The sequence below is a fragment of the Cupriavidus sp. 01L45 genome (genome assembly GCF_056399885.1).
The window spans coordinates 55706-74649 of record NZ_JBFTSG010000020.1; the positions used below are offsets into that span (position 1 = coordinate 55706).

The window sequence follows — 18944 nt, forward strand, 5'->3', positions numbered from 1 at the left end:
ACGAATCCCAGTCTCTTAATCAAGCCGATGATCATTTATTCACCCCCCAAATCATAAGCAGGCAAGCTCCGCCTAATGCGCCCCACAAAGAAATCGACTTTATAAGCGACTTCGCTATCGCAGCATTGGCATTTGTTCCTAAACCGGCAGTCTTCGAAAATATGAAATAGCATACGAGGTAAAAAAGCGCACTCGATATCGCATATGCTTCCGATGCATAGTTTGGCGAAAGCTTAAGCACGGCTACAACAAATCCGACCCTCAGTACGAGACCGCTTGTAGTCAAGATCAACATCTCGCGCTGTTTTTCCCTGACGTGCATTACCATAGAGATCGGGGACGCAACCAGTTGAGCGATGAACCACGGGGTCATCCAGGCAACGAGGGATCCTGCGCGCTGCCAACCATCTCCGAACAACAGGGGAAATGCTTTTTCCGCAACCATTCCCGCAAATAAAATTGGGCCAACACCAATTCTTACTAATCCCTGAACAATCCTTCCAGTGAATATATCCAGGGTATTATTTCTATACTCTGCAATCGCGTTGGCCAAATATACTTGAGAAACCGCCCCTCCTACAAGGCTGACAGGTATTTGCATCGCCTTCATACCAAGCAAAAGGTACCCAACCTCATTACTAGCGACAGCGGCACCGATTAATATAATCGGAATCTGTATTGCCGCCGTATTTACCAACACCTCGAATGCTGAGAATTTTGGATAGCTACTATATCTTTTTAAAACGGTCAGCATTCTCGACAACCCAACCCCTCTAAAGCTGCCCCGATCTGACCGCCATAGATGGAGTCCCACGCTCGTTGTCCCCGCGCCGCTCGATATAGTTTGGCCAAGTATCAGACCAAATGGAGTTGACTTTAACAAGCCGAAAATAAATTGAATCGATATTCCCGATATAGATTGCACCAGTTTAGTTTTCGCAATTACAGGAAACCACTTCTTTCTTATTGCCCAAAACTGAACAATGCTATATAGGCCTGTCGTCATAATCCCTATTGGAAGCATCCATAGATACGGGACTAATTCCTTATTCTTCAAAAAAGCGCCAAATTCCGGTCCGCCTAAAACCACGATGATGGTCGTGATTAGCGATATAGCTATCAGAAAGACTGTCGATAGCACAACTAAATTTGCGGCATCCTCGTCGGACTCTGCCAGAGGAATCGCCGCCTCCAGCCGCAAGCATGCTGCGACGGAAATAATTCCAAGCAAGGCGCTGTAAACGGCCAATGCGCTGAAGTCGCTTGGCGTGTATAGCCTTGTTAACAGTGGCAATGAAAGCACCGTGAGTGCCTGCGCAAGGCTGGTGCCRCCGGCCAATACCGTCACTGATCTAACAATTTTGTTTGATCTAATTATTTTAAATTTCTCTAGTATTGCACGGCTGGCGGCCATCGACGGAATTCCACTAACTCTTTGCGCAGGGTAGTACCACGTAGTTCATGCGGGCACTAACGATCTGACACCTCACAGTCTGGCGTCTACGTCACTCTTGGCTAATATTCCCTTCACGTCGTAGATGACACCGCGGTTATTAAGGAGCCCGCGAAGCGCGTTGATACCCAAAGTCTTGAACTCTTCATGGCCAACAGCTATAACCACGGCGTCATATTTCTCCGAATCTTGCAAGTCAGACTGGAGCTCGATGCCGTACTCCCTCCTGGCCTCCGTAAGATCAGCCCAGGGGTCGAAGACTTCCACTCGCGCGCCAAAAGCCCTTAATTCAGATACGAGATCTATTACACGGGTATTCCTCAAATCTGGGCAATTCTCTTTGAATGTAAAACCCAAAACCAATACTCTGGCACCAGAGATCGCATGGCCCTTTTTGATCATGAGCTTTACAACTTCGGACGCGATGTGCTGACCCATTGCATCGTTGATTCGACGGCAAGCGAGCAGGATATCCGGATAGTAGCCAACGGACTGAGCCTTCTGAATCAAATAATATGGATCCACGCCAATGCAGTGGCCTCCTACCAACCCTGCTCTAAATGGCAGAAAATTCCATTTGGTACCGGCGGCTTCCAAAACTTCGGTAGTGTCAATACCGAGTCGATGAAAAATCAGTGAGAATTCATTGATCAAGGCTATATTAGCGTCACGCTGGGTGTTCTCAATGACCTTAGAGGCTTCTGCGACCTTGATGCTGCTAGCCTTATGGGTTCCAGCATTAATAATCTGCCTGTACAACTGATCAACTACTTCCGCTATCTCAGGCGTGCTACCGCTAGTCACCTTCTTGATACCCGGCAGGCGGCGCTCCTTGTCACCTGGATTGATTCGCTCCGGACTATAGCCGCAGTAGAAGTCAACGTTAAATTTCTTGCCGCTAAATTTCTCCAGAACGGGCACGCATACTTCTTCGGTCGCGCCTGGATAAACGGTTGATTCATAAATCACGATTGCACCACTCGGCATGATTCGGCCGACTGCCTCGCTTGCTTTAATCAGTGGCGTCAGGTCTGGACGCTTCGTATCGTCAACCGGTGTAGGAACTGTGACGATAAAGACCGTGCACTCTCTAAGATCATCAGGATTGCCAGTAAAGCTCAGCTTGTCGGCCTCATGGAGTTCTTCACCGTCAACCTCCATAGTTCTGTCCTGTCCAGAATTTAGCTCCGCAATTCTTGACGTACTGATGTCATAACCGATGACTGGCGTTTTTTTGCCGAACTCGACGGCTAGCGGGAGACCAACGTAGCCGAGGCCGATAACGGCGATCTTATGGGTGCTAAGTATCATATGTAATTTATTAAACACAGGTATCAATTAACGATGATTTTTTGACCTACCACCCACTCCATATTCAACCCTCTATATATATATTTTATTTTAATTAATTCTAACTTCTTGCTTTTTCAATTTCGCTAGCATAGCCGTAGTAAGCATATCGATATCTACCATACTTCGATCCGTATCCGTAACGATATGCGCTTGCGTCCAAACCATTAAACACGACACCATTTACATCGGCGTTTGATTGCCGAAGTTGCTTGGTTGATTCTGATATTTCGCCTATGGTTGTCTTCTCAAAACGAGTGACAAGAAACACCGTACCGCACCGGGCGGCCAGAATGGCCGTGTCAGATACTGCGAGAACGGGTGGGGTATCTATCAAGATCAAGTCGTAGCCTTCACTCACCTCCTGCAACAAGGTCACCATGCGTTCGTTGAGCAGCAGCTCGGCGGGGTTGGGGGGCAGGACACCAGTGCTGAGGAAATCCAGGTTCTCAAAGACGTTGCGGTGTACGGCTTCATCGAAACCGATTCTTCCCACAAGCACATCGGAGAGGCCACGCTGCCGCTCTTGCCCGAAGTACTGATTGAGATAGCCTTTCCGCATGTCCGCATCGACCAGTAGCACGCGCTTCCCGCCGGAAGCCATCACCAGTGCCAGGTTTGCAGAGATGAAGGACTTCCCAACCCCCGGTGTAGGGCCGGTCAGCAACACGCGATTGTTGTCCGCATCTAGCATTGCAAACTGCAACGCGGTACGCAGGCTACGCAGGCTTTCAATGGATGGGTCATTGGGGTAGCGATCCGCCAGTAGGAACTTGCCGCGTTTACGAAGACGGATCTCTTCACTGAGTATCGCTTGCTGCTGCGCCAACGGTACTGTCGCGTAGACGTTAAGGCCGCTATGTTGCTCGATATCCTGCGAGTCGGTGATACCGCCATAGAGTGCGTTACGCACGAAAGCAGCAACCACGCCCAGCAGCAGGCCAACAATGCCGGCGAGCGCGATGGTCAGGCTCTTCTTGGGCTTGATGGGTTCTTCCGGAACGGGCGCATTGTCCAGCAACCGTACGTTGCCGACCTTGCCGGCCTTGACCAGCTTGAGTTGCTGCATATTGTTGAGCAGCCCCACATAAAGGTCGTTGTTGACCTGCACATCACGCATGAGGCGCAGAGTGTCCTGCTCCACGTTGGGGAACGTCTTCATACGAGCTGCCATGCCACCCACTTTTGCGCTTAAGGTGGCAATCTGCTGATCCAGTGCCTGAATGCTCGGATGGGTCGCGGTAAACCGAGTCAGCAGTTCAGTACGTTTCTGCTTCAACTCAAGCAGGCTCGTTTCGGCAGTCACGCTCTCCTGCAGGAATGCTTTTCCTTCTTCGCTCAGGTTGAACGTATTGCGCTTGTTGCGCATCTCGTTGTACCTGACTTCAGCGCGCTCAAGCTCAGTCTTGAGCTGAGGGAGCAGGTCACCGAGAAAGACCAGGGACTTCTCTGCCTCGGCGGCTTTGCGCTTGATGTTCTGAGCGACATATTCGTCGCCGATATCATTAAGAATGCTGGCGGTAAGCTTCGGGTTGGTGCCATCCAGCGAGGCGCCGATGATGCCACTCTGCTTACCTTTCTCGGCAATCTTGAGTTGATCCTGGAGCTTCTCCAGCGTCTGCAATCGCGACGCACGTACCAGATTGAAGATGATGCCGGGCTTGGCCTTGAGGTCGGTCACCAGGAGGGAGAAACGTCCTGCATTCTGTTCCGCCTGCAGCAACTCCCCTACTCGGCCCTCCAACGGCTGGTCCAGGCTGTCTTGCTCGAGCCGGTAGCGGCCCTCGCCCAGCGCCACCAGGTTGAACTTCTCCCCTTCCAGGGAATCCGGCACATCGAAGCGATCGACGCTAATCGACTCTTTTGCCCACGCATAGCCGCCAAAGCCCAGCAAACCCGGTTCGGATAGTCCTTTCGCGCGGCTGGCAATCCACGCCCCGACAAATGGCAGGTATTTCGGCTTGGCGGATATGTAGAGGTGCAGGTTGTCCACGGCCTTTCCAACCACCATGCGCGAGCGAAGAATCTCGATCTCCGCGGTCGCCTCCGCCTTCACATCAAACAGACTGGACACGTCGCCCAACAGGCTCTTTGCGCTGTTCGGGTTGTCTTCGACCTGGACCAGAATATCTGCCTGGTACACCGGTCGGGCCAAAAATGCATACGCAACACCAAGCGCAAGCACCACGGCGGCAATCGTCACGATCAGCCAGCGGCTGGCGATCAACACGTCCAGATACCGAACGAGATCGATTTCGTCTTCCGGCGGTCCGGCAACAGCAACAGGGGGAGGATTCTGATTCATAAGCTCAACTGCGAATGCTGTTAACGGAGCGCCTGGATGCGCGGCACCCAAACTTCCACGCCACGCTGGATCAACTGCAGCGCGTTCTCAAAGGCGGGGAGCGCCTCGCGATATGGGTCCGGCACATCGAACCTGGCAAGTTCGCCAAGCCGGAATACCCGCCCCGTCGTCGCCGGATACTGTCGCTGGATCTCCTGCTTTTGCGGGTTGTCCATCACCAGGATCAAATCGGCTTGCGTGGCGATTGCGCGATTGAGCTGGCGCGCACGGTGGCCGGTAATGTCCAGGCCCAGGCCACTCATCAATGCAACCGCGTGCGGATCGGCCGGTTGGCCAACCAGCGCGCCCAACCCGGCCGACACGACATTCGCCTCGGGCAGCGCTTGCTTAAGCAGCGCTTCCGCCATCGGACTGCGGCAAATGTTGCCTATGCACACTACGAGCACGGTCTTGATCATTTGATCGTGTTCGCGGTGGAGTTGAAGAAGTTGCCGCTCGGGAGCAACTGGTTGATCACGCGGCTCCAGCGGACTACCCCGGCTGCGTCGACATACACGACGTCCTTGGGTTTCAGTTCGAACGATTCCGCCAGCGCCAGCGACACGGGCGACTTTCCGTCAAGGTGGAAGACTTCAGCTTCGCCGTCCACGTTCTTGCGAATCACATAGAGTTCCTTCGCATCGGCGGAAACGGGATTGACGCCGCCGGCTTCGCCAATCGCTTCATTCAGCGTGAGGCGGCCATTGCGCGGCAGAATCGTCGATGGCCGCACCACTTCGCCGGTGACAAACACCTTGCTGTCTTCGCGCTGTTCCACACGCACGATGTCGCCATTGCGCAGCATGACGCGTGCGGGGTCGATGCCTTGTTGCAGTAGCGCGGGCAGATTGACAAAGTAGTTCTTGCCGCTACGGGCAATGCGAATGCGGCTGTTGTCGCCGGTGGTGACATTGACGCCGCCGGCGCGATTGAGTGCTTCAACCAGCGTCATCGGCACGTCGTCGATGTTCTGCGGGCCGGGGGTCTTCACTTCGCCATCCAGGTACACGCGCTTGCTGCGGAAGGCGAGCACGCGCACGGTCACCTGGGGCATGTTGACGACGCCCTTCAATTGCTTGCTGAGCTCGCCACGGATCTGGTCCGGCGTTCTGCCGAGAACAGTGAGTACGCCTGCGTACGGAAACTGGATGGTGCCGGCGGGGCTGACCACGTATCCCGGTACGTTGGCTGCGCCACTATAGTTGGGAATCTCGTACGCGGATCCGATGGAGTAGGTCTGGGTGGGGAACACGAGTTCGGGGTGGTCCCACACGACGATGGAGAGGATGTCGCCAACGCCTGCCGTATAGGGCTCCGGCGTGCCAAACAGTTCGCTTACATCTGCGTTGGCCGGCGTGGCGGCGGCTTTCATCGCGCGCACCAGGGCGGGGGTGATGGGGGTGACTTTGGGTACGGTATTCGGATCTTCCGGATCAAGCGGGCGCTGCGGATCGAAGCGCATCCCCGGCGCCAATGCGCAGGATGCCAGCAACGGAATCATCCCCAGCAACAGTACCGCTCTACGGTAAGACAGAAGGCTTGAAAGCTTGAACACGTCTTGATAATTCCCTTGAAACCCGAAAGGTCCGCACTCCCGCCCGTCTCCTGGCCGGGGATTGCTGCGACGAAGCCGCTTATCCAACATGGCACACGTCGGTGCCTTTCCACTACCTGGGCGTGCCGGGCGGAGATGAACTTTGCGGCGATGACTTTGTGATGCGTGCGCTATTTCCTTGCACTGCATCACAGCGTTGAGCCCGGCGAAGTGTATGGCTCATGGGGGTCGCTCTTCAAGGCGGCGCGGGCGTTTTTGCCCTGTTTTCTATCCCCACTGAAGAGTGGACCCGACAAAGGGAGGGATGTCATCAGAAGCGGTGATGCAGAAGAATTCAGCTTGTTTTCATAGTGGAAAATTCCGTCATTTCCTGGGGTTTTGGTTCGCTTTTTTCGCTTCGGCTTTTCATTGCATATTTGCTGCGTTGTCCGGAATCTTCTTTGCGGGCGCGAAGAGATTTCTTGCGTTGCGGCGGATTCTTCCGCCATCCCTTTGCATGTTCGGAAAATCCGGCAATACGAATATTCCGGTACCCCCACAAGGGAGGGAAAGCGCGTAGCCGCGAGGACTGCCATGCTGACTCAATTCCGTGCGTGAAGGCGATCGCGTAAAGCGGGCAATTACCGATAGAGCCAGCGCTTTGCTTGCGGCCACTTGCACACGCATGCGGTACCTCACGAAAGTCGGAAGCACCATAAAAAAAAAGGGTGTAGGCGCGGGGAGTGCCTACACCCTATCGGGAATTAGCAAGGGGTCACGCTTGCTGATCTGGATTATTGAGGCGCGCGGTACCCGCTGTTACCCCGCTTAGGTAGGCCCCACGCTTAGGTGGGGAATGCACGGCGTCCAGGCCGCCCGAAGTGTCCGCGGATGGTCGATTCGGCAAGCCTGCGCGAGTGATTCCTACCAAGGCAGGGTACCGGTGCGGCGCTGTCGAAATCAGAATTCACCGGTGATTCATCACGGGTCAGGCATCTGTCCATCCGCGCTGGCCAATGCACGATTTTTTGCGTGGGCGCGCGTTGGAGATAACTGACGCAAACTCGAAGGGCAGAGGCGGATGCTGGATTTAACCGAGAAGCATATGGAGGCCGGGGCTACAGCATTCGGAGCGCGGGAGGCCTGGGTCGAGGCGCACCTGACGCCGTCGGGCTGGACATATGGCAGCTATAAGGATGAGGACGCACCCCCGGTCCTGGTCTCGACGCCCAGCGAGGCGGTGCTGACGGTCAGGCGACACTATATTGTTGGTGGCGGCGCCGCTCCCCGGAGGCTCAGCGAGGTCCGCACAACGCGCACGGACTCCACGCGAGAAATCATCCGCTTGCTGGAAACCTTCGGTGAGCCGCATTTCAATTTCAGGACGCTTCAGGTGCCGAGGGTACCCGGCGTTGGGTTGTGACAGGATTTTGACTCCAGCGCCGTGGGCAGTGCACAGTCCGAGGCTGGAGCGCCGTTCATGCCACCTCGGGCGGACACGGATCGTTCCTTGTATCTGCCCTGTTTTCCGCACCGCGCCGGAACGACAGCCTGGCCGCCATGCCACCGCTGACCGCCTGGCGACAGCGCGCCCGCCTCTAGCCCCGAAGGATGACAGGCTAGGTCAAACGGCGCATTGACAGTGCGCCGCCAGGGCCTAACATCGGCTTATTCCCACTCAATTGCCTCGCTGCAGCCAGATCCTGCCGAAAGCCGCAATGCAAGCGCCTTAACCGGCATACGTATACACTGCCGTTTTTTCGCTGGATACAGGCCCGGCAAAGCCGTGCCGAGGGCGGTGCCCGAACGGCCGATAGCAACGAAACAATAGCTGATAGAACAATGAAAGTTTCGACTACCAACGTCCTCAACATCCTGGAGCAGGACGAAATCGCCGCGGTGCGTGATCTGGCGCGCATGGTTTCGCACCCTCGGTCCTTCGTCCTGCTGCGGGCCGCCTTCGTGCTGATGGCCGTGGTGGCCGTGCTGTGTTTCGCGGCCGGTAGCTTCCAGTTGTCCGGCTTTGAGAACGTGGGGATCGGTGCGGCGATACTGGCCGCGCTGCTGTTCCTCGCCGAGCGCCGCTGGTTTGGCAACCGCGACGAGGTAGTGGTGCCGGCGGCGCAAGTCGATGCGCTGCGCACGCAGCTTCGCCCGGAGATGTTTGGCAAGCTGGAGGAAGTCGCAAAGCGCCTGACGCATGATGGCCCGGGGGACGGGATTATCCGGGTTCGCACTTTGTGGCAGTTCTTGTCGGAGTCCGTGGCAAGCGATACGCTCAAGCGCCGCAATGCGCGGCGCTCCCCCACCAAGGAATCGCGGACGGGCTGAGTCGCCTTACGCGCGCGGAGCGGCAAGGCCGCCCTCCCTTCGAGTCACCCTTTCCGCTCATACTGCCGGGATGCCGCCCCCCCCACGCGGCATCCCTTGACTTCCGGTCACTCGTTCTGTAATTTCTGTTTACACAGAAATTACAGAAACAACAGGTGACACGATGCGGATTTTGGTGGCGGGGGCTAGCGGGCTGGTGGGATCGGTTTTGGTGATCCGTTTGCTGGCCCAAGGGCATCACGTGGTGGCGCTGGCGCGGCGGCCCGGTGCGCTTGCGCGCCATCCCCGGCTGCACTGCATCGCGGGCGACCTGACTGCCTGGACCACGCCGGCGCATTGGCGCGCTGCCTTGCACGGCGTCGATGCCGTCCTCAATGCGGCAGGGATCTTCCGGGAAAGCGGGCGGCAACGCTTCCAGGCACTGCACGTGGATATGCCGCGCGCGCTGATGCTGGCTTGCGAGCAGGCTGGCGTGCGCCGCATGGTCCAGCTTTCCGCGCTCGGCGCGGCTCGCGATGCCGCTACCGCTTACTGGCGCAGCAAGGGCATGGCCGACCATGCCTTGCGGGGCAGCAAGCTGGACTGGTTGATCGTGCAGCCGTCGCTGGTATATGCGCCATCGGGCCGCAGCGCCACTTTGTTCCGGCGGCTGGCGGCACTTCCCGTGCTGCCGGTGCCGGCGGGTGCCGGGCATGTACAGCCCATCCATATCGACGACCTGGTGGCGCTGCTGGCCAATGCGCTCGGCGGGAACTGCGCGGGCCGGCGCACCGTGCCAGCGGTCGGCCCCGCCCGGCTCGGGGTTGCCGGCTGGCTTGGCGCTCTCAGGGCCGGCATGGGCCTGCGCCCGGCACGGTGGCTGCGCGTGCCGGGCTGGCTCGCTGGCCTGTGCGCGGCGGGCCTGGCGAGACTTCCGGGCGGCCTTGTCGACCGCGACAGCCTGCTCATGCTGCGCACCGACAACAGCGCCAGCCCGCGCGCTGCCGCCGCGCTGGCCGGGCGGCCCTTGCGCGCGCCGGCCACCTTTGCCTCACCCGCCGAGCGGCTGCCCTCCTTGCTGTACTGGTACTTGCGCCTCGCCAGGCTCGCCATTGCCGCTGTCTGGCTGGGCACCGCCTATGCCTGCTTCGCGGATCCGGCGGCCGGCGCGGCCTTGCTGCGCGATGCGGGCCTGCCGCCCGGCTGGCGCTTGCCGCTTGTCTGGTTCGGCGCCGGCCTGGACCTGGCGCTAGGTTTGCTGGTGCTGTGGCGGCCCACGCGCGCCGTGTGGGCGGCGCAACTGGCGCTGGTGCTTGGCTATACCGCGCTGATCACCTGGCTGGTGCCGGCGTGGTGGGCTCATCCCTTCGGGCCGGTCCTGAAGAACCTGCCGATGCTGGCCTGGTTCGTTTTCTTCCCCCAGATAGACCCCGATGCGCAGACCGAGGAGCAAGCATGACCTACCTGATCGTCAAGTAGCTGCACATCTTGTCCGCCACCTTTATGTTTGGCACGGGCTTTGGCACCGCCTTCTATATGTTCTTTGTCAATCGCAGCCGCAATGTGCAGGCCATGGCCGTGGTGACTCGCTGGGTGGTGCGCGCCGACACCTGGATCACCGCGCCCGCGGTGGTCTTCCAGCCGTTGAGCGGGCTTTACATGATGCACGCGGCGGGATACGCGCCATCGGCCTCCTGGTTGTGGATTTCCCTGTCGCTCTATGCGCTCGCGGGTGCTTGCTGGCTGCCGGTGCTGTGGCTGCAATGGCGGATGCGCGATATGGCCGGGCAGGCCGCGCTGGCATCGCACGGCGCGGCGGACACCCGCGCGCTTGCGGCGCGCTACTGGTTATATGAGCGGATCTGGGTAGCGCTGGGCTTTCCGGCCTTCGGCGGCCTGCTGGTGGTGTACTGGCTGATGGTAAGCAAGCCGGCCTGAGCATCGGGGCCATGGCGGCATTTGGCATGGACATGAACATGGGCAGGGTTGACCCCCAACCTCCGGCCGTCAGTCTTTGGTAGGATTACCGATCGTCACTGACGGACCATGCGCGCTGCCAATGCCCCAGATCGATCTGAGAACGACGGTCTTCCTTTCATCGGTCATGTCGGCCCTGATGTCGGTTGTCCTGCTATCGGCCTACTACAGTTTTCCGCGGACCATCAAGGGGATCGGGTACTGGGTGGCAGGCTCGCTGATCCTGGTCGTCACACCGGTGCTGTTCTGGTTGCGGGGTATCGTCCCGGACTGGCTCTCGATCGTGGTGGGCAACGCGCTGTTGCTCGGCGCCGTTGGCCTGTGGACGCTGGCGATACAGGCGTTCTACGGTCGGCCGCAAACGCGCAGCCTCGCGGCCGGGCTCACGGCGGTGGCGACCCTGCTGCTGGCCTGGTTCGCGCTTGCGGCCCCGAATTATGTGGCCCGGGTGGTCATCGCGACTTTCTTCGTGTCGATCTTCTACGCGATGCAGTGTGTCCTGATCCTGCGCCATGGCGAGCGGCATTTCAGTACCTACTTCTTTGGCGGCCTGATGGCCGCCCAGACGCTGGTGGTGATGGTGCGATTCGCGACCAGCCTGTTCGCCGGCCTGGCCGAGCAGACGCTCTTCGCCCCCGGCGACATCGTCCAGATCCTCTATCTCAGCGCCAACACGTTCATGGTCCTGGCGTTGTCGGTCGCCTTCATGCTGGTGATCACGCGGCGGCTGCATGTGGAACTCGACATCCTCTCCAGGACCGATCCACTGACGCAGTTGCTCAATCGCCGCGCGCTGTACGATGCCGGCCAGCGTGAGCTGGACCGGATGCAGGTGGATGGCGGAGAGATGGCCTTGCTGCTGATCGACCTGGACCACTTCAAGCGCGTCAACGACAGCCTGGGACATGCCGAAGGCGACCGGGTGCTGAAGGAGTTTTCGGCCATGCTCAAGCGCGAGTTGCCGGCCCATGCCTATCCCGGCCGCTTCGGCGGCGAGGAGTTCCTGGTGTTGCTGCCGCGTACCGGCATGGACGGCGCGCTGGCCCTGGCCGAGCGCCTGAGGTCGATGTCCGCCCGGTTTTTCGGCAGGCCTATTGCCGAGCTCACCATCAGCATCGGCGTGGCCTGCCTGGATAAGACGGAAACGCGCCTCGATGGCGCCATTGGCCGTGCCGACCTGGCACTCTACCGCGCCAAGAGCGCGGGCAGGAACCGGGTCGAGGCGGTGATGGAAGCCGCTTGAGCCGTTGCCTCCGGGGCGGGTCCGCTGGCCCCGCGCGTTAGTCCGGGATCATGCCGCAAGGCAGGTTGGCCACCGCGCCCGGGACCGGGGCGCCCGGAAGGCGACCCCGCGCGAAATCAGGCGAGCAGCCGGCCCAGCGTTGCCACCGCGATGGTTAGCGCGCCGAGCAGCAGGTTCAGGCCCACGGCCTGCCGGATGCGACCCAGCGCGGCGCCGCCGGCTTTCCAGTCCTGCGCGTCGACGGCGCGGCGGAGTGCGCCATACGGGCCAAAGTACACATAGGCAAAGATCGCGATCATGACCAGCCCAATGCCGGACATGGCATGCCAGTGCCTGGGCGCCGCGGCGAACCCGACCCCGGCAAGCATGGATATGCCGCTGATGGCGATCAGCGCGACCGCCACCCAGACCCAGGCCAGGAAGCGTGCGAATACCGCACGCCACAGGCGCAACCGCTGCGGCGGCTCGAGCAAGGTGCCCGCGGCCGGGCGCAGGCAGACATAGGCGAAGAACATGCCGCCCACCCACAGCGTGACGCCGGCGATATGCAGGAAATGGAGTACGGGATCGAGGGTCATTGGGGGAGGATTTCCTGCTGGCGGGCTGCGGCCGGGCTGGTGACTGTTGGGGGAATGCCGCATTTTAGCCTCCGAAGGCCACTTACGCCGGCGAAAGCCACCGACAAGGCACGTAAGTCCGAGCATCCCTGTCGGCAACGCGGGATTAATACCCCGCTTCTGCTAACCTACGAACCGGGTCAGTAGCCTGCGGTGGAGGACGGGCAGCCGGAACGGAAAGTGCCGGCAATCGGGCTAATCCGAAAACTCCAATAATAAGATACTCATGCGGCACTCCCTAAAGTACCGGGTGGCCTTGGCTACCGCAGTCGTGGTGACGTTCATCATCCTGGCGCGTGCGCTGTTCGCCCAGTATTACGCGTTCCAGAGCCTCAAGGCATTGCGGCAGGCGCAGCAAGAGACGTTGGTCAAGCTCGTCGCCGAACAGCTCGATGAAAAGTTCGAGTCGCGGGCTAACGCCTTGCGCCGCCTGGCTCGCCAGCTGGCGCCCATGCTGGGGCGCTCGCCCGCGGAGATGAAGCACTTCGCTGCCCAGGCCGTCTCCATCCCGGAAACCCTCAATGCCGTGTTCCTGGCGTGGCCCGACGGGAACATGGCGTTCAGCACCGCCGTTCCCGCCGGGCAACGCATCCACCTTTCGGACCGCGACTATTTCCGGGAAGTCGTCCGCGGTTCGGAGTTTGCCGTGTCCGACCTGCTGCGCGGGCGGATGAGCGATTCGCCCGGCGTCGTGCTGGCTGTCCCCTTGCTCGGCCCGGACGGGAAGTTGCTCGCGGTGGTTGGCGGGGCGTTGAATTTCACGGAAAGCAACTTCCTCGGCCAGCTGGCGCACAGCCGGGTTGGCCTGACCGGGAGCTATTGCCTGGTTTCCACCGGCGCCAACCCGCGTTACGCGATGCACCCGGACCCGTCGAAGGTGATGACCCCGGCCAAGGCGCTCGGCGAGGCCTGCGGCCTTGAAGCACCGCGTTCCGACTGGGAAGTCCTCAGCCCGACCCAACCTGTCGTGGCGCGTTACCTGCTCGAATCCAATGGCTGGGAGGTGGTGTCCGTCCTGCCTGCCAGCGAAGCCTACGCGCCCATCATCGAGGCCCGCCGCAAGACGATCATGGCCGCGGGACTCTCCCTCGTGATGGCCGCCCTGATGATGTGGGTCGTAATACGGCGCATGCTGGCGCCCCTGGAGCTGCTGCACCGCGTGGTGAGCGAGGTGCCCAAGGATCCGGCCGCACTGGCCTCGCTGCCCACCAGCCGCAACGACGAGATCGGCGAACTGGCCACCACGTTCGGCGCGGTCATGCGGCAGCTATCCGAACGCGAGGCCGCGCTCTCCGCCGCCAAGGATCGTGCCGCCGAGAGCGAGAAGCGCATCGAGGCCATTGCCAACCACGTGCCCGACTTCATCTCGTTCATCGACATGAACGAGCGCTACATCTTCGTCAACGAGGCCTATGCGCAGCGGTTTGGCCTGCCGGTGCGGCAGATCGTCGGCCTGACGGTGCGCGAGCTGTGGGGCACCCCGGCCTATATGGCATCGAAACCTTACCTGGAGCAGGCCTACCAGGGCACGTCGGTCACCTTCAGCCTCGAAGGCAAGGACGGCGCCGAGTATGTGGAAGTCACGTACCAGCCTGCATGGAATGACGGCCAGGACACGGTCCAGGGACTGTATATGTTCGCGCGGAACGTGACCATCGAGCGCCAGAAATTGCGCAGCCTGGAAGCGCAGACGCTGACGGATCACCTGACTGGCCTGCTCAACCGCAAGGGTTTCGACCGCCGCATGGCCGAGGCCATGACCCGCGCCAGCGCCGACCACATCAACGCAGCGCTCCTGCTGGTGGATGTCGACGATTTCAAGGCCATCAACGACACCTATGGCCATGCCGTTGGCGACCGGTTGCTGGCTGCGTTCGGCGAGCGCCTGACCGCGTGCGTGCGCACGGGCGATGCGGTGGCCCGGATCGGCGGCGACGAATTCGGCATCGTGCTGGACGAGGCGTTCAGTACGGCGACGCTGGAACGCATCGCCCAGGCCATCGTGCAAGCGGCAACGCGCGCGCATTTCATCGAAGGCCATACCATCGTGGCGACGGCCAGCGTGGGCATTGCCATTCATTACCCCGATGACGGCCAGACCACGAACGAGCTCTTCATGCGCGCCGACATGGCGCTCTACGAAGCCAAGCGTGGCGGCAAGGCCCGGTATACACCGCCCACGTCGAGCAGCCGGGCTTAGTCCGGCCTGGCATGGCTTGCCCCGGACGGCCGTCCCCGGCCACAATGCAGGCTGGCGGCGCAAGGGTGCCCGCCTTCAAGCCCGTATATCGAACCCGAGGATGACACCGTGACCGACCCGATCCTGATCCGCCCAGCCGAGCCAGGCGATTTCGAAGCATGGAAGGTGCTATGGGATGGCTACAACGCCTTCTATGGCCGCAAGGACGAAACAGCGCTGCCGGCCGAGATCACCCGCATGACCTGGTCGCGTTTCTTCGATGCCTACGAGCCCATGCACGCCCTGGTGGCGGAGCGCTCCGGGCAGTTGCTCGGGCTGGTGCATTACCTCTTTCATCGCAGCACCATCCAGATCGGCCCGAGCTGCTACCTGCAAGACCTCTTCACCACCGAGGCGGCGCGCGGCGCTGGCGTGGGCCGCGCGCTGATCGAAGCGGTCTACCAGCGCGCGGAGGCCGCCGGCGCCAGGCGAGTCTACTGGCAGACGCACGAAACCAATACGACGGCGATGAAACTCTACGACAAGGTCGCGGAGAAATCCGGATTCGTCGTTTATCGCAAGCCTGCCTGAGGCGGCAAGGGGTTGCTGGATGTCCGCGCGGGTCGGGCCGTCGCATTGATGCGTTGTTACCACGCCGCCGGACGCCTGGACCGCTCAGCACGGTTCCTTGCGGCACAGGCAGTAGATGAACTTCTGAACCGTCCCGAACGGCGTGTGGTGCTCCTCACGCTCCTGCCGGAGCAGCGTGAATGGCGCACCAAACTCGGCATGTAGCGCGTCAGCGCTGTAGCGCATGACAGGAAGACCGCTGCACTGCTCTGGCCCGTCCTCCGCGAAGGTCGCGACGATGACGCTGCCCCCGGGCTTGACTGCGCGCAACACGGCCCGGACGTAGGCTTCACGCTCCTCAAGCGTGGTCAGAAAGTGAAAGACCGCCCTGTCGTGCCAGACGTCGTAGGCGTGGATGGAAAGCTCCAGTTGCGTAACGTCGCCAACCAGCCACGAGACACGATTTGCACGCTCACCCAGGCGGGCCTTGGCCGCCGACAGCGCGGCGTCAGACAGGTCCAGTACGGTGAGGTTCGTATAGCCCTCGCCGACCAGGTCATCGACCAACGTGGAGGCGCCCCCGCCCACATCGATCATCGCCGCGTCCGGCGCCACACCCGTTTGCCGGATCAGTTCGACGGACTGGCGAGCATGCTCCTGGAACCAGCTCACGCTGGTCGGCCCCTTCGCCGTGTAGACCCGCTCCCAGTGTTCCTTGGATTGCATACGCCCCCTCACAGATGAAACATCGCTAAGTTGCAACCGTCGCAACTCCAACTTTCACTTTACACAAGGTGACTGGAACCAGGGTCACGGTCGGCGCGGAGACCGGGATCGGTTGCGTGCAAATTTCCGGAAATCCGCACCCAGAACCGCGATGACAGCCCATATAGCCGCTCGTCATAAGCCGGATAACAAAACTGTCTGCTGCAATGCGCAAACGCCGCGTTTGCAGGCCTGCTGCGGGCCTATCCTTTGGAGGCGGCTCGCTCGCACAGGAACAACCACCAACAGGAGGTGCAGCATGCTAAAGACAGTTATCTTGCTCGCAGTGGCCAGCGCGGCCCTCGGCTCGGCCGTGGCCTACGGGGGTGTGGGTCCGCGGGACAAATACACGGATGGTGCAAATACCATGGGACCTCGGGATCCCTATGGGGACGGCGCCCGGGTGATGGATCGCCGCGACGTGTTCTCCGATGGAGCCTGCACGGAGAGTGGCGCAACGCGGTGACTGGCCACCCATTATTGAGCATGATTGGGTAGGCATGGGCGCCTGAGGATGTGTGCCCATCTGTGTGCCTGTCTGTGTGCCTATCGCACCGTGCAGCCTTTGATAGCAAGAGCCCCTCGTTGACAGGGGCTCTCTCTTTGCACTCCTTGCTTCTGCCAGCAGCCGTCCTGGGTGTGCTGTTAGACGTTCCCGTTGTTTCAGGCCACGCCTGCCGGCCTGTCAGCGAGCCGGCACCGGCGCGAGGGATTCGTGCGTCGTGGCCGTGCGCTGCGCTGCCTTGTGCACCATGGTGTAGGCATAGTCCACGCCCATGCCGTAGGCGCCCGAGTGTTCCTTGACCAGCTTCATCACGGCATCGTAGGTGTCGCGGTGGGCCCAGTCGCGCTGCCATTCGAGCAGCACCTGCTGCCAGGTCACCGGCACCACGCCGGCCTGCACCATGCGCTGCATGGCGTAGTCGTGCGCTTCCTTGCTGGTGCCGCCCGAGGCGTCGGCCACCATGTAGATCTCGTAGTCGCTGTCGTGCATCGCGGACAAGGCGAAGGTGGTGTTGCAGACCTCGGTCCACAGGCCCGCGACGATGATTTTCTTGCGGCCGTTGGCGGCCAGCGCGTCGCGCACCTTCTGGTCGTCCCACGAGTTCATCGAGGTGCGCTCCAGCGTCTTCTGGTTGGGGAATACATCCAGCAGCTCGGGGTAGGTGAAGCCCGAGAACGACTCGCTCTCCACGGTGGTGATGGTGGTGGGGATGTTGAAGATCCTGGCGGCCTTGGCCAGCCCAACGGCATTGTTCTTCATCGCCTGGCGGTCCATCGACTGCACGCCGAAGGCCATCTGCGGCTGGTGGTCGATGAAGATCAGTTGGCTGTTCTGCGGGGTCAGCACTTCGAGCTTGGCGTTGGTCATGATCTCTTCCCTTTCTAGTCCACATGGTTGAATTATTTAGAACGTCGCGCTTTGCGGTGTTGCGCCGTCCATGGGTTGAACTTTAAGTGAGCGAAGAGGGTCGATGTGCTGAATTGGCAGGATAAGTTGTTCAATTTTATTGATGAATAATTGGCGTGCGCCGCGTCACTCCGGCTCAATGCCCGCCGCCTTGATCACCTTCGCCCATTTCTGCGTCTCGCTGCGGACGAAGGCTGCAAGTTCATCCGGCGTGGTGGGTGCAGGCTCGCCACCTGTGCGGCTGAAATACTCGGCGGCCCTGGAATCGGTAAGCCCCTTGCGCACCATCTGATTCATGCGTTCCACCACCGGCTTCGGGGTCGCGGCAGGAAAGAATGCCGCCGACCACGCCACCATTTCATATCCGGGTAGGCCGCTCTCCGCCATGGTCGGCACGTCCTTCAGCACGGGATGGCGCTGCGTTGTGGTCACGGCGACGGCACGCAGCTTTCCGCTCTGGATCAACGTCATCGCGGGCGATATGTCGGAGATCATGAAATCGACCTGATGCCCCATCAAGTCCGTCAGCGCCACGGGTACGCCCTTGTACGGCACGTGCAGCGCCTGTACGCCGGCCATCATCTTGTATAGCTCGCTGGCGATGCGGGTGGAGGAACTGCCGCTGGCGAAGGTGAGCTTGCCCGGCTTTGCCCTGGCCAGCGCGGTCAGGTCCGCCACCGTGTGCACAGGGCTGTCGGGCGGCACCACCAGCACCAGTCCGCTGCGGGCGATCAGCGAGACCGGCGCGAAATCCTTGATCGGATCGTAGGGCAGCTTCTTGAACAGGGAAGCGTTTGCCGCGTGCGTGGTGTTGGTGGTCACGAGCATGGTGTAGCCATCGGCGGGCGCCGTGGCGACGGCCTGGGCCGCGATAAAGCCGTTGGCGCCGGGCCGGTTATCCACCACGACGGATTTGCTGGTCTGGCCCGTAACGGCTTCGGCCACGAAGCGTGCGCTGCTGTCGGTGCCGCTTCCGGCCGGGAACGGGACGACCACGCGCACTGGCTTGGCGGGATAATCGCCGGCGTCCGCCGCACGCGCCGGGGTTGCAGGACCCGCGGCCAGCACCAGCATTGGCAGCAACCGGGCGATCGCCCGCCGTTTGAATGGGTGAGTCATGTTGTCTCCTCATGTGCCTTCGGCATCTGTCGGATGGTAAGAATCACGGGTGGCTGGCCCGAAATGAAAAGC

Annotated in this window: 16 protein-coding genes; 7 read left to right on the forward strand and 9 right to left on the reverse strand. The window is 60.6% G+C overall.

Features of this window, described 5'->3' with window-relative positions; translation table 11 throughout:
- Nucleotides 1-31: 31 nt before the first annotated feature.
- From AC1DT6_RS15870 to AC1DT6_RS15890, 5 genes are all read right to left on the reverse strand, one after another.
- Nucleotides 32-1414: a lipopolysaccharide biosynthesis protein gene (locus tag AC1DT6_RS15870; RefSeq protein ID WP_441625758.1), complete on the reverse strand. Its 1383-nt coding sequence runs from the start codon at nt 1412-1414 to the stop codon at nt 32-34.
- 72 nt (nt 1415-1486) lie between these two features.
- Nucleotides 1487-2764, reverse strand: a complete 1278-nt coding sequence (tviB, locus tag AC1DT6_RS15875; protein ID WP_441625760.1) for a Vi polysaccharide biosynthesis UDP-N-acetylglucosamine C-6 dehydrogenase TviB — start codon at nt 2762-2764, stop codon at nt 1487-1489.
- A gap of 100 nt (nt 2765-2864) precedes the next feature.
- On the reverse strand, nt 2865-5108 hold the full coding sequence (locus AC1DT6_RS15880) for a polysaccharide biosynthesis tyrosine autokinase (protein ID WP_441625762.1): 2244 nt from the start codon (nt 5106-5108) through the stop codon (nt 2865-2867).
- Between the two features lie 20 nt (nt 5109-5128).
- Nucleotides 5129-5566: a low molecular weight protein-tyrosine-phosphatase gene (locus AC1DT6_RS15885; protein ID WP_441625764.1), complete on the reverse strand. Its 438-nt coding sequence runs from the start codon at nt 5564-5566 to the stop codon at nt 5129-5131.
- Nucleotides 5563-6702 carry a polysaccharide biosynthesis/export family protein gene (locus tag AC1DT6_RS15890; RefSeq protein ID WP_441625766.1) on the reverse strand — a complete coding sequence of 380 codons (1140 nt, stop codon included), beginning with the start codon at nt 6700-6702 and terminating at the stop codon, nt 5563-5565. Before AC1DT6_RS15890 ends, AC1DT6_RS15885 begins: the two co-directional genes overlap by 4 nt.
- Nucleotides 6703-7762: 1060 nt before the next feature.
- Between AC1DT6_RS15890 and AC1DT6_RS15895 the strand changes: the two genes are divergently transcribed.
- The 5 genes from AC1DT6_RS15895 (at nt 7763) to AC1DT6_RS15915 (ending at nt 12211) form a co-directional block, all read left to right on the forward strand.
- Entirely contained in the window at nt 7763-8104 is a 342-nt protein-coding gene (locus AC1DT6_RS15895; protein ID WP_441625768.1) for a hypothetical protein, read from the forward strand.
- Between the two features lie 419 nt (nt 8105-8523).
- Complete coding sequence (locus AC1DT6_RS15900) at nt 8524-9012, forward strand: hypothetical protein (protein ID WP_441625770.1); 489 nt, start codon at nt 8524-8526, stop codon at nt 9010-9012.
- A gap of 163 nt (nt 9013-9175) precedes the next feature.
- Entirely contained in the window at nt 9176-10450 is a 1275-nt protein-coding gene (locus AC1DT6_RS15905; protein ID WP_441625772.1) for an SDR family oxidoreductase, read from the forward strand.
- A 20-nt stretch (nt 10451-10470) separates the two neighbouring features.
- The gene (locus AC1DT6_RS15910) at nt 10471-10929 is read left to right on the forward strand and encodes a DUF2269 family protein (protein WP_477114778.1); all 459 of its coding nucleotides are present in this window, start codon (nt 10471-10473) and stop codon (nt 10927-10929) included.
- Nucleotides 10930-11050: 121 nt separating this feature from the next.
- Nucleotides 11051-12211 (forward strand): GGDEF domain-containing protein, encoded by a 1161-nt coding sequence (locus tag AC1DT6_RS15915; RefSeq protein WP_441625776.1) that lies wholly within the window; start codon nt 11051-11053, stop codon nt 12209-12211.
- A gap of 116 nt (nt 12212-12327) precedes the next feature.
- Here the strand turns inward: AC1DT6_RS15915 and AC1DT6_RS15920 are convergent, their stop codons facing one another.
- Nucleotides 12328-12789 (reverse strand): CopD family protein, encoded by a 462-nt coding sequence (locus tag AC1DT6_RS15920; protein ID WP_441625778.1) that lies wholly within the window; start codon nt 12787-12789, stop codon nt 12328-12330.
- 265 nt (nt 12790-13054) lie between these two features.
- Between AC1DT6_RS15920 and AC1DT6_RS15925 the strand changes: the two genes are divergently transcribed.
- Nucleotides 13055-15028: a sensor domain-containing diguanylate cyclase gene (locus AC1DT6_RS15925; protein ID WP_441625780.1), complete on the forward strand. Its 1974-nt coding sequence runs from the start codon at nt 13055-13057 to the stop codon at nt 15026-15028.
- Between the two features lie 108 nt (nt 15029-15136).
- Nucleotides 15137-15598: a GNAT family N-acetyltransferase gene (locus AC1DT6_RS15930; protein WP_441625782.1), complete on the forward strand. Its 462-nt coding sequence runs from the start codon at nt 15137-15139 to the stop codon at nt 15596-15598.
- An 84-nt stretch (nt 15599-15682) separates the two neighbouring features.
- Here AC1DT6_RS15930 and AC1DT6_RS15935 read toward each other — a convergent pair whose 3' ends face one another.
- From AC1DT6_RS15935 to AC1DT6_RS15945, 3 genes are all read right to left on the reverse strand, one after another.
- Nucleotides 15683-16303, reverse strand: coding sequence for a class I SAM-dependent methyltransferase (locus tag AC1DT6_RS15935; RefSeq protein ID WP_441625784.1), 621 nt, complete (start codon nt 16301-16303; stop codon nt 15683-15685).
- Between the two features lie 724 nt (nt 16304-17027).
- Nucleotides 17028-17714, reverse strand: a complete 687-nt coding sequence (locus tag AC1DT6_RS15940; protein ID WP_441625786.1) for a hydrolase — start codon at nt 17712-17714, stop codon at nt 17028-17030.
- Nucleotides 17715-17879: 165 nt separating this feature from the next.
- Nucleotides 17880-18872, reverse strand: coding sequence for a Bug family tripartite tricarboxylate transporter substrate binding protein (locus tag AC1DT6_RS15945; RefSeq protein ID WP_441625788.1), 993 nt, complete (start codon nt 18870-18872; stop codon nt 17880-17882).
- Between the last annotated feature and the right edge of the window lie 72 nt (nt 18873-18944).

What these genes read in the sequence shown, in the direction of transcription:
- tviB (WP_441625760.1), bottom strand. Translation starts at nt 2,764, where the DNA reads ATGATACTTAGCACCCATAAGATCGCCGTTATCGGCCTCGGCTACGTT.
- AC1DT6_RS15880 (WP_441625762.1), bottom strand. Translation starts at nt 5,108, where the DNA reads ATGAATCAGAATCCTCCCCCTGTTGCTGTTGCCGGACCGCCGGAAGAC.
- AC1DT6_RS15885 (WP_441625764.1), bottom strand. Translation starts at nt 5,566, where the DNA reads ATGATCAAGACCGTGCTCGTAGTGTGCATAGGCAACATTTGCCGCAGT.
- AC1DT6_RS15895 (WP_441625768.1), top strand. Translation starts at nt 7,763, where the DNA reads ATGCTGGATTTAACCGAGAAGCATATGGAGGCCGGGGCTACAGCATTC.
- AC1DT6_RS15900 (WP_441625770.1), top strand. Translation starts at nt 8,524, where the DNA reads ATGAAAGTTTCGACTACCAACGTCCTCAACATCCTGGAGCAGGACGAA.
- AC1DT6_RS15905 (WP_441625772.1), top strand. Translation starts at nt 9,176, where the DNA reads ATGCGGATTTTGGTGGCGGGGGCTAGCGGGCTGGTGGGATCGGTTTTG.
- AC1DT6_RS15915 (WP_441625776.1), top strand. Translation starts at nt 11,051, where the DNA reads ATGCCCCAGATCGATCTGAGAACGACGGTCTTCCTTTCATCGGTCATG.
- AC1DT6_RS15920 (WP_441625778.1), bottom strand. Translation starts at nt 12,789, where the DNA reads ATGACCCTCGATCCCGTACTCCATTTCCTGCATATCGCCGGCGTCACG.
- AC1DT6_RS15925 (WP_441625780.1), top strand. Translation starts at nt 13,055, where the DNA reads ATGCGGCACTCCCTAAAGTACCGGGTGGCCTTGGCTACCGCAGTCGTG.
- AC1DT6_RS15935 (WP_441625784.1), bottom strand. Translation starts at nt 16,303, where the DNA reads ATGCAATCCAAGGAACACTGGGAGCGGGTCTACACGGCGAAGGGGCCG.
- AC1DT6_RS15940 (WP_441625786.1), bottom strand. Translation starts at nt 17,714, where the DNA reads ATGACCAACGCCAAGCTCGAAGTGCTGACCCCGCAGAACAGCCAACTG.
- AC1DT6_RS15945 (WP_441625788.1), bottom strand. Translation starts at nt 18,872, where the DNA reads ATGACTCACCCATTCAAACGGCGGGCGATCGCCCGGTTGCTGCCAATG.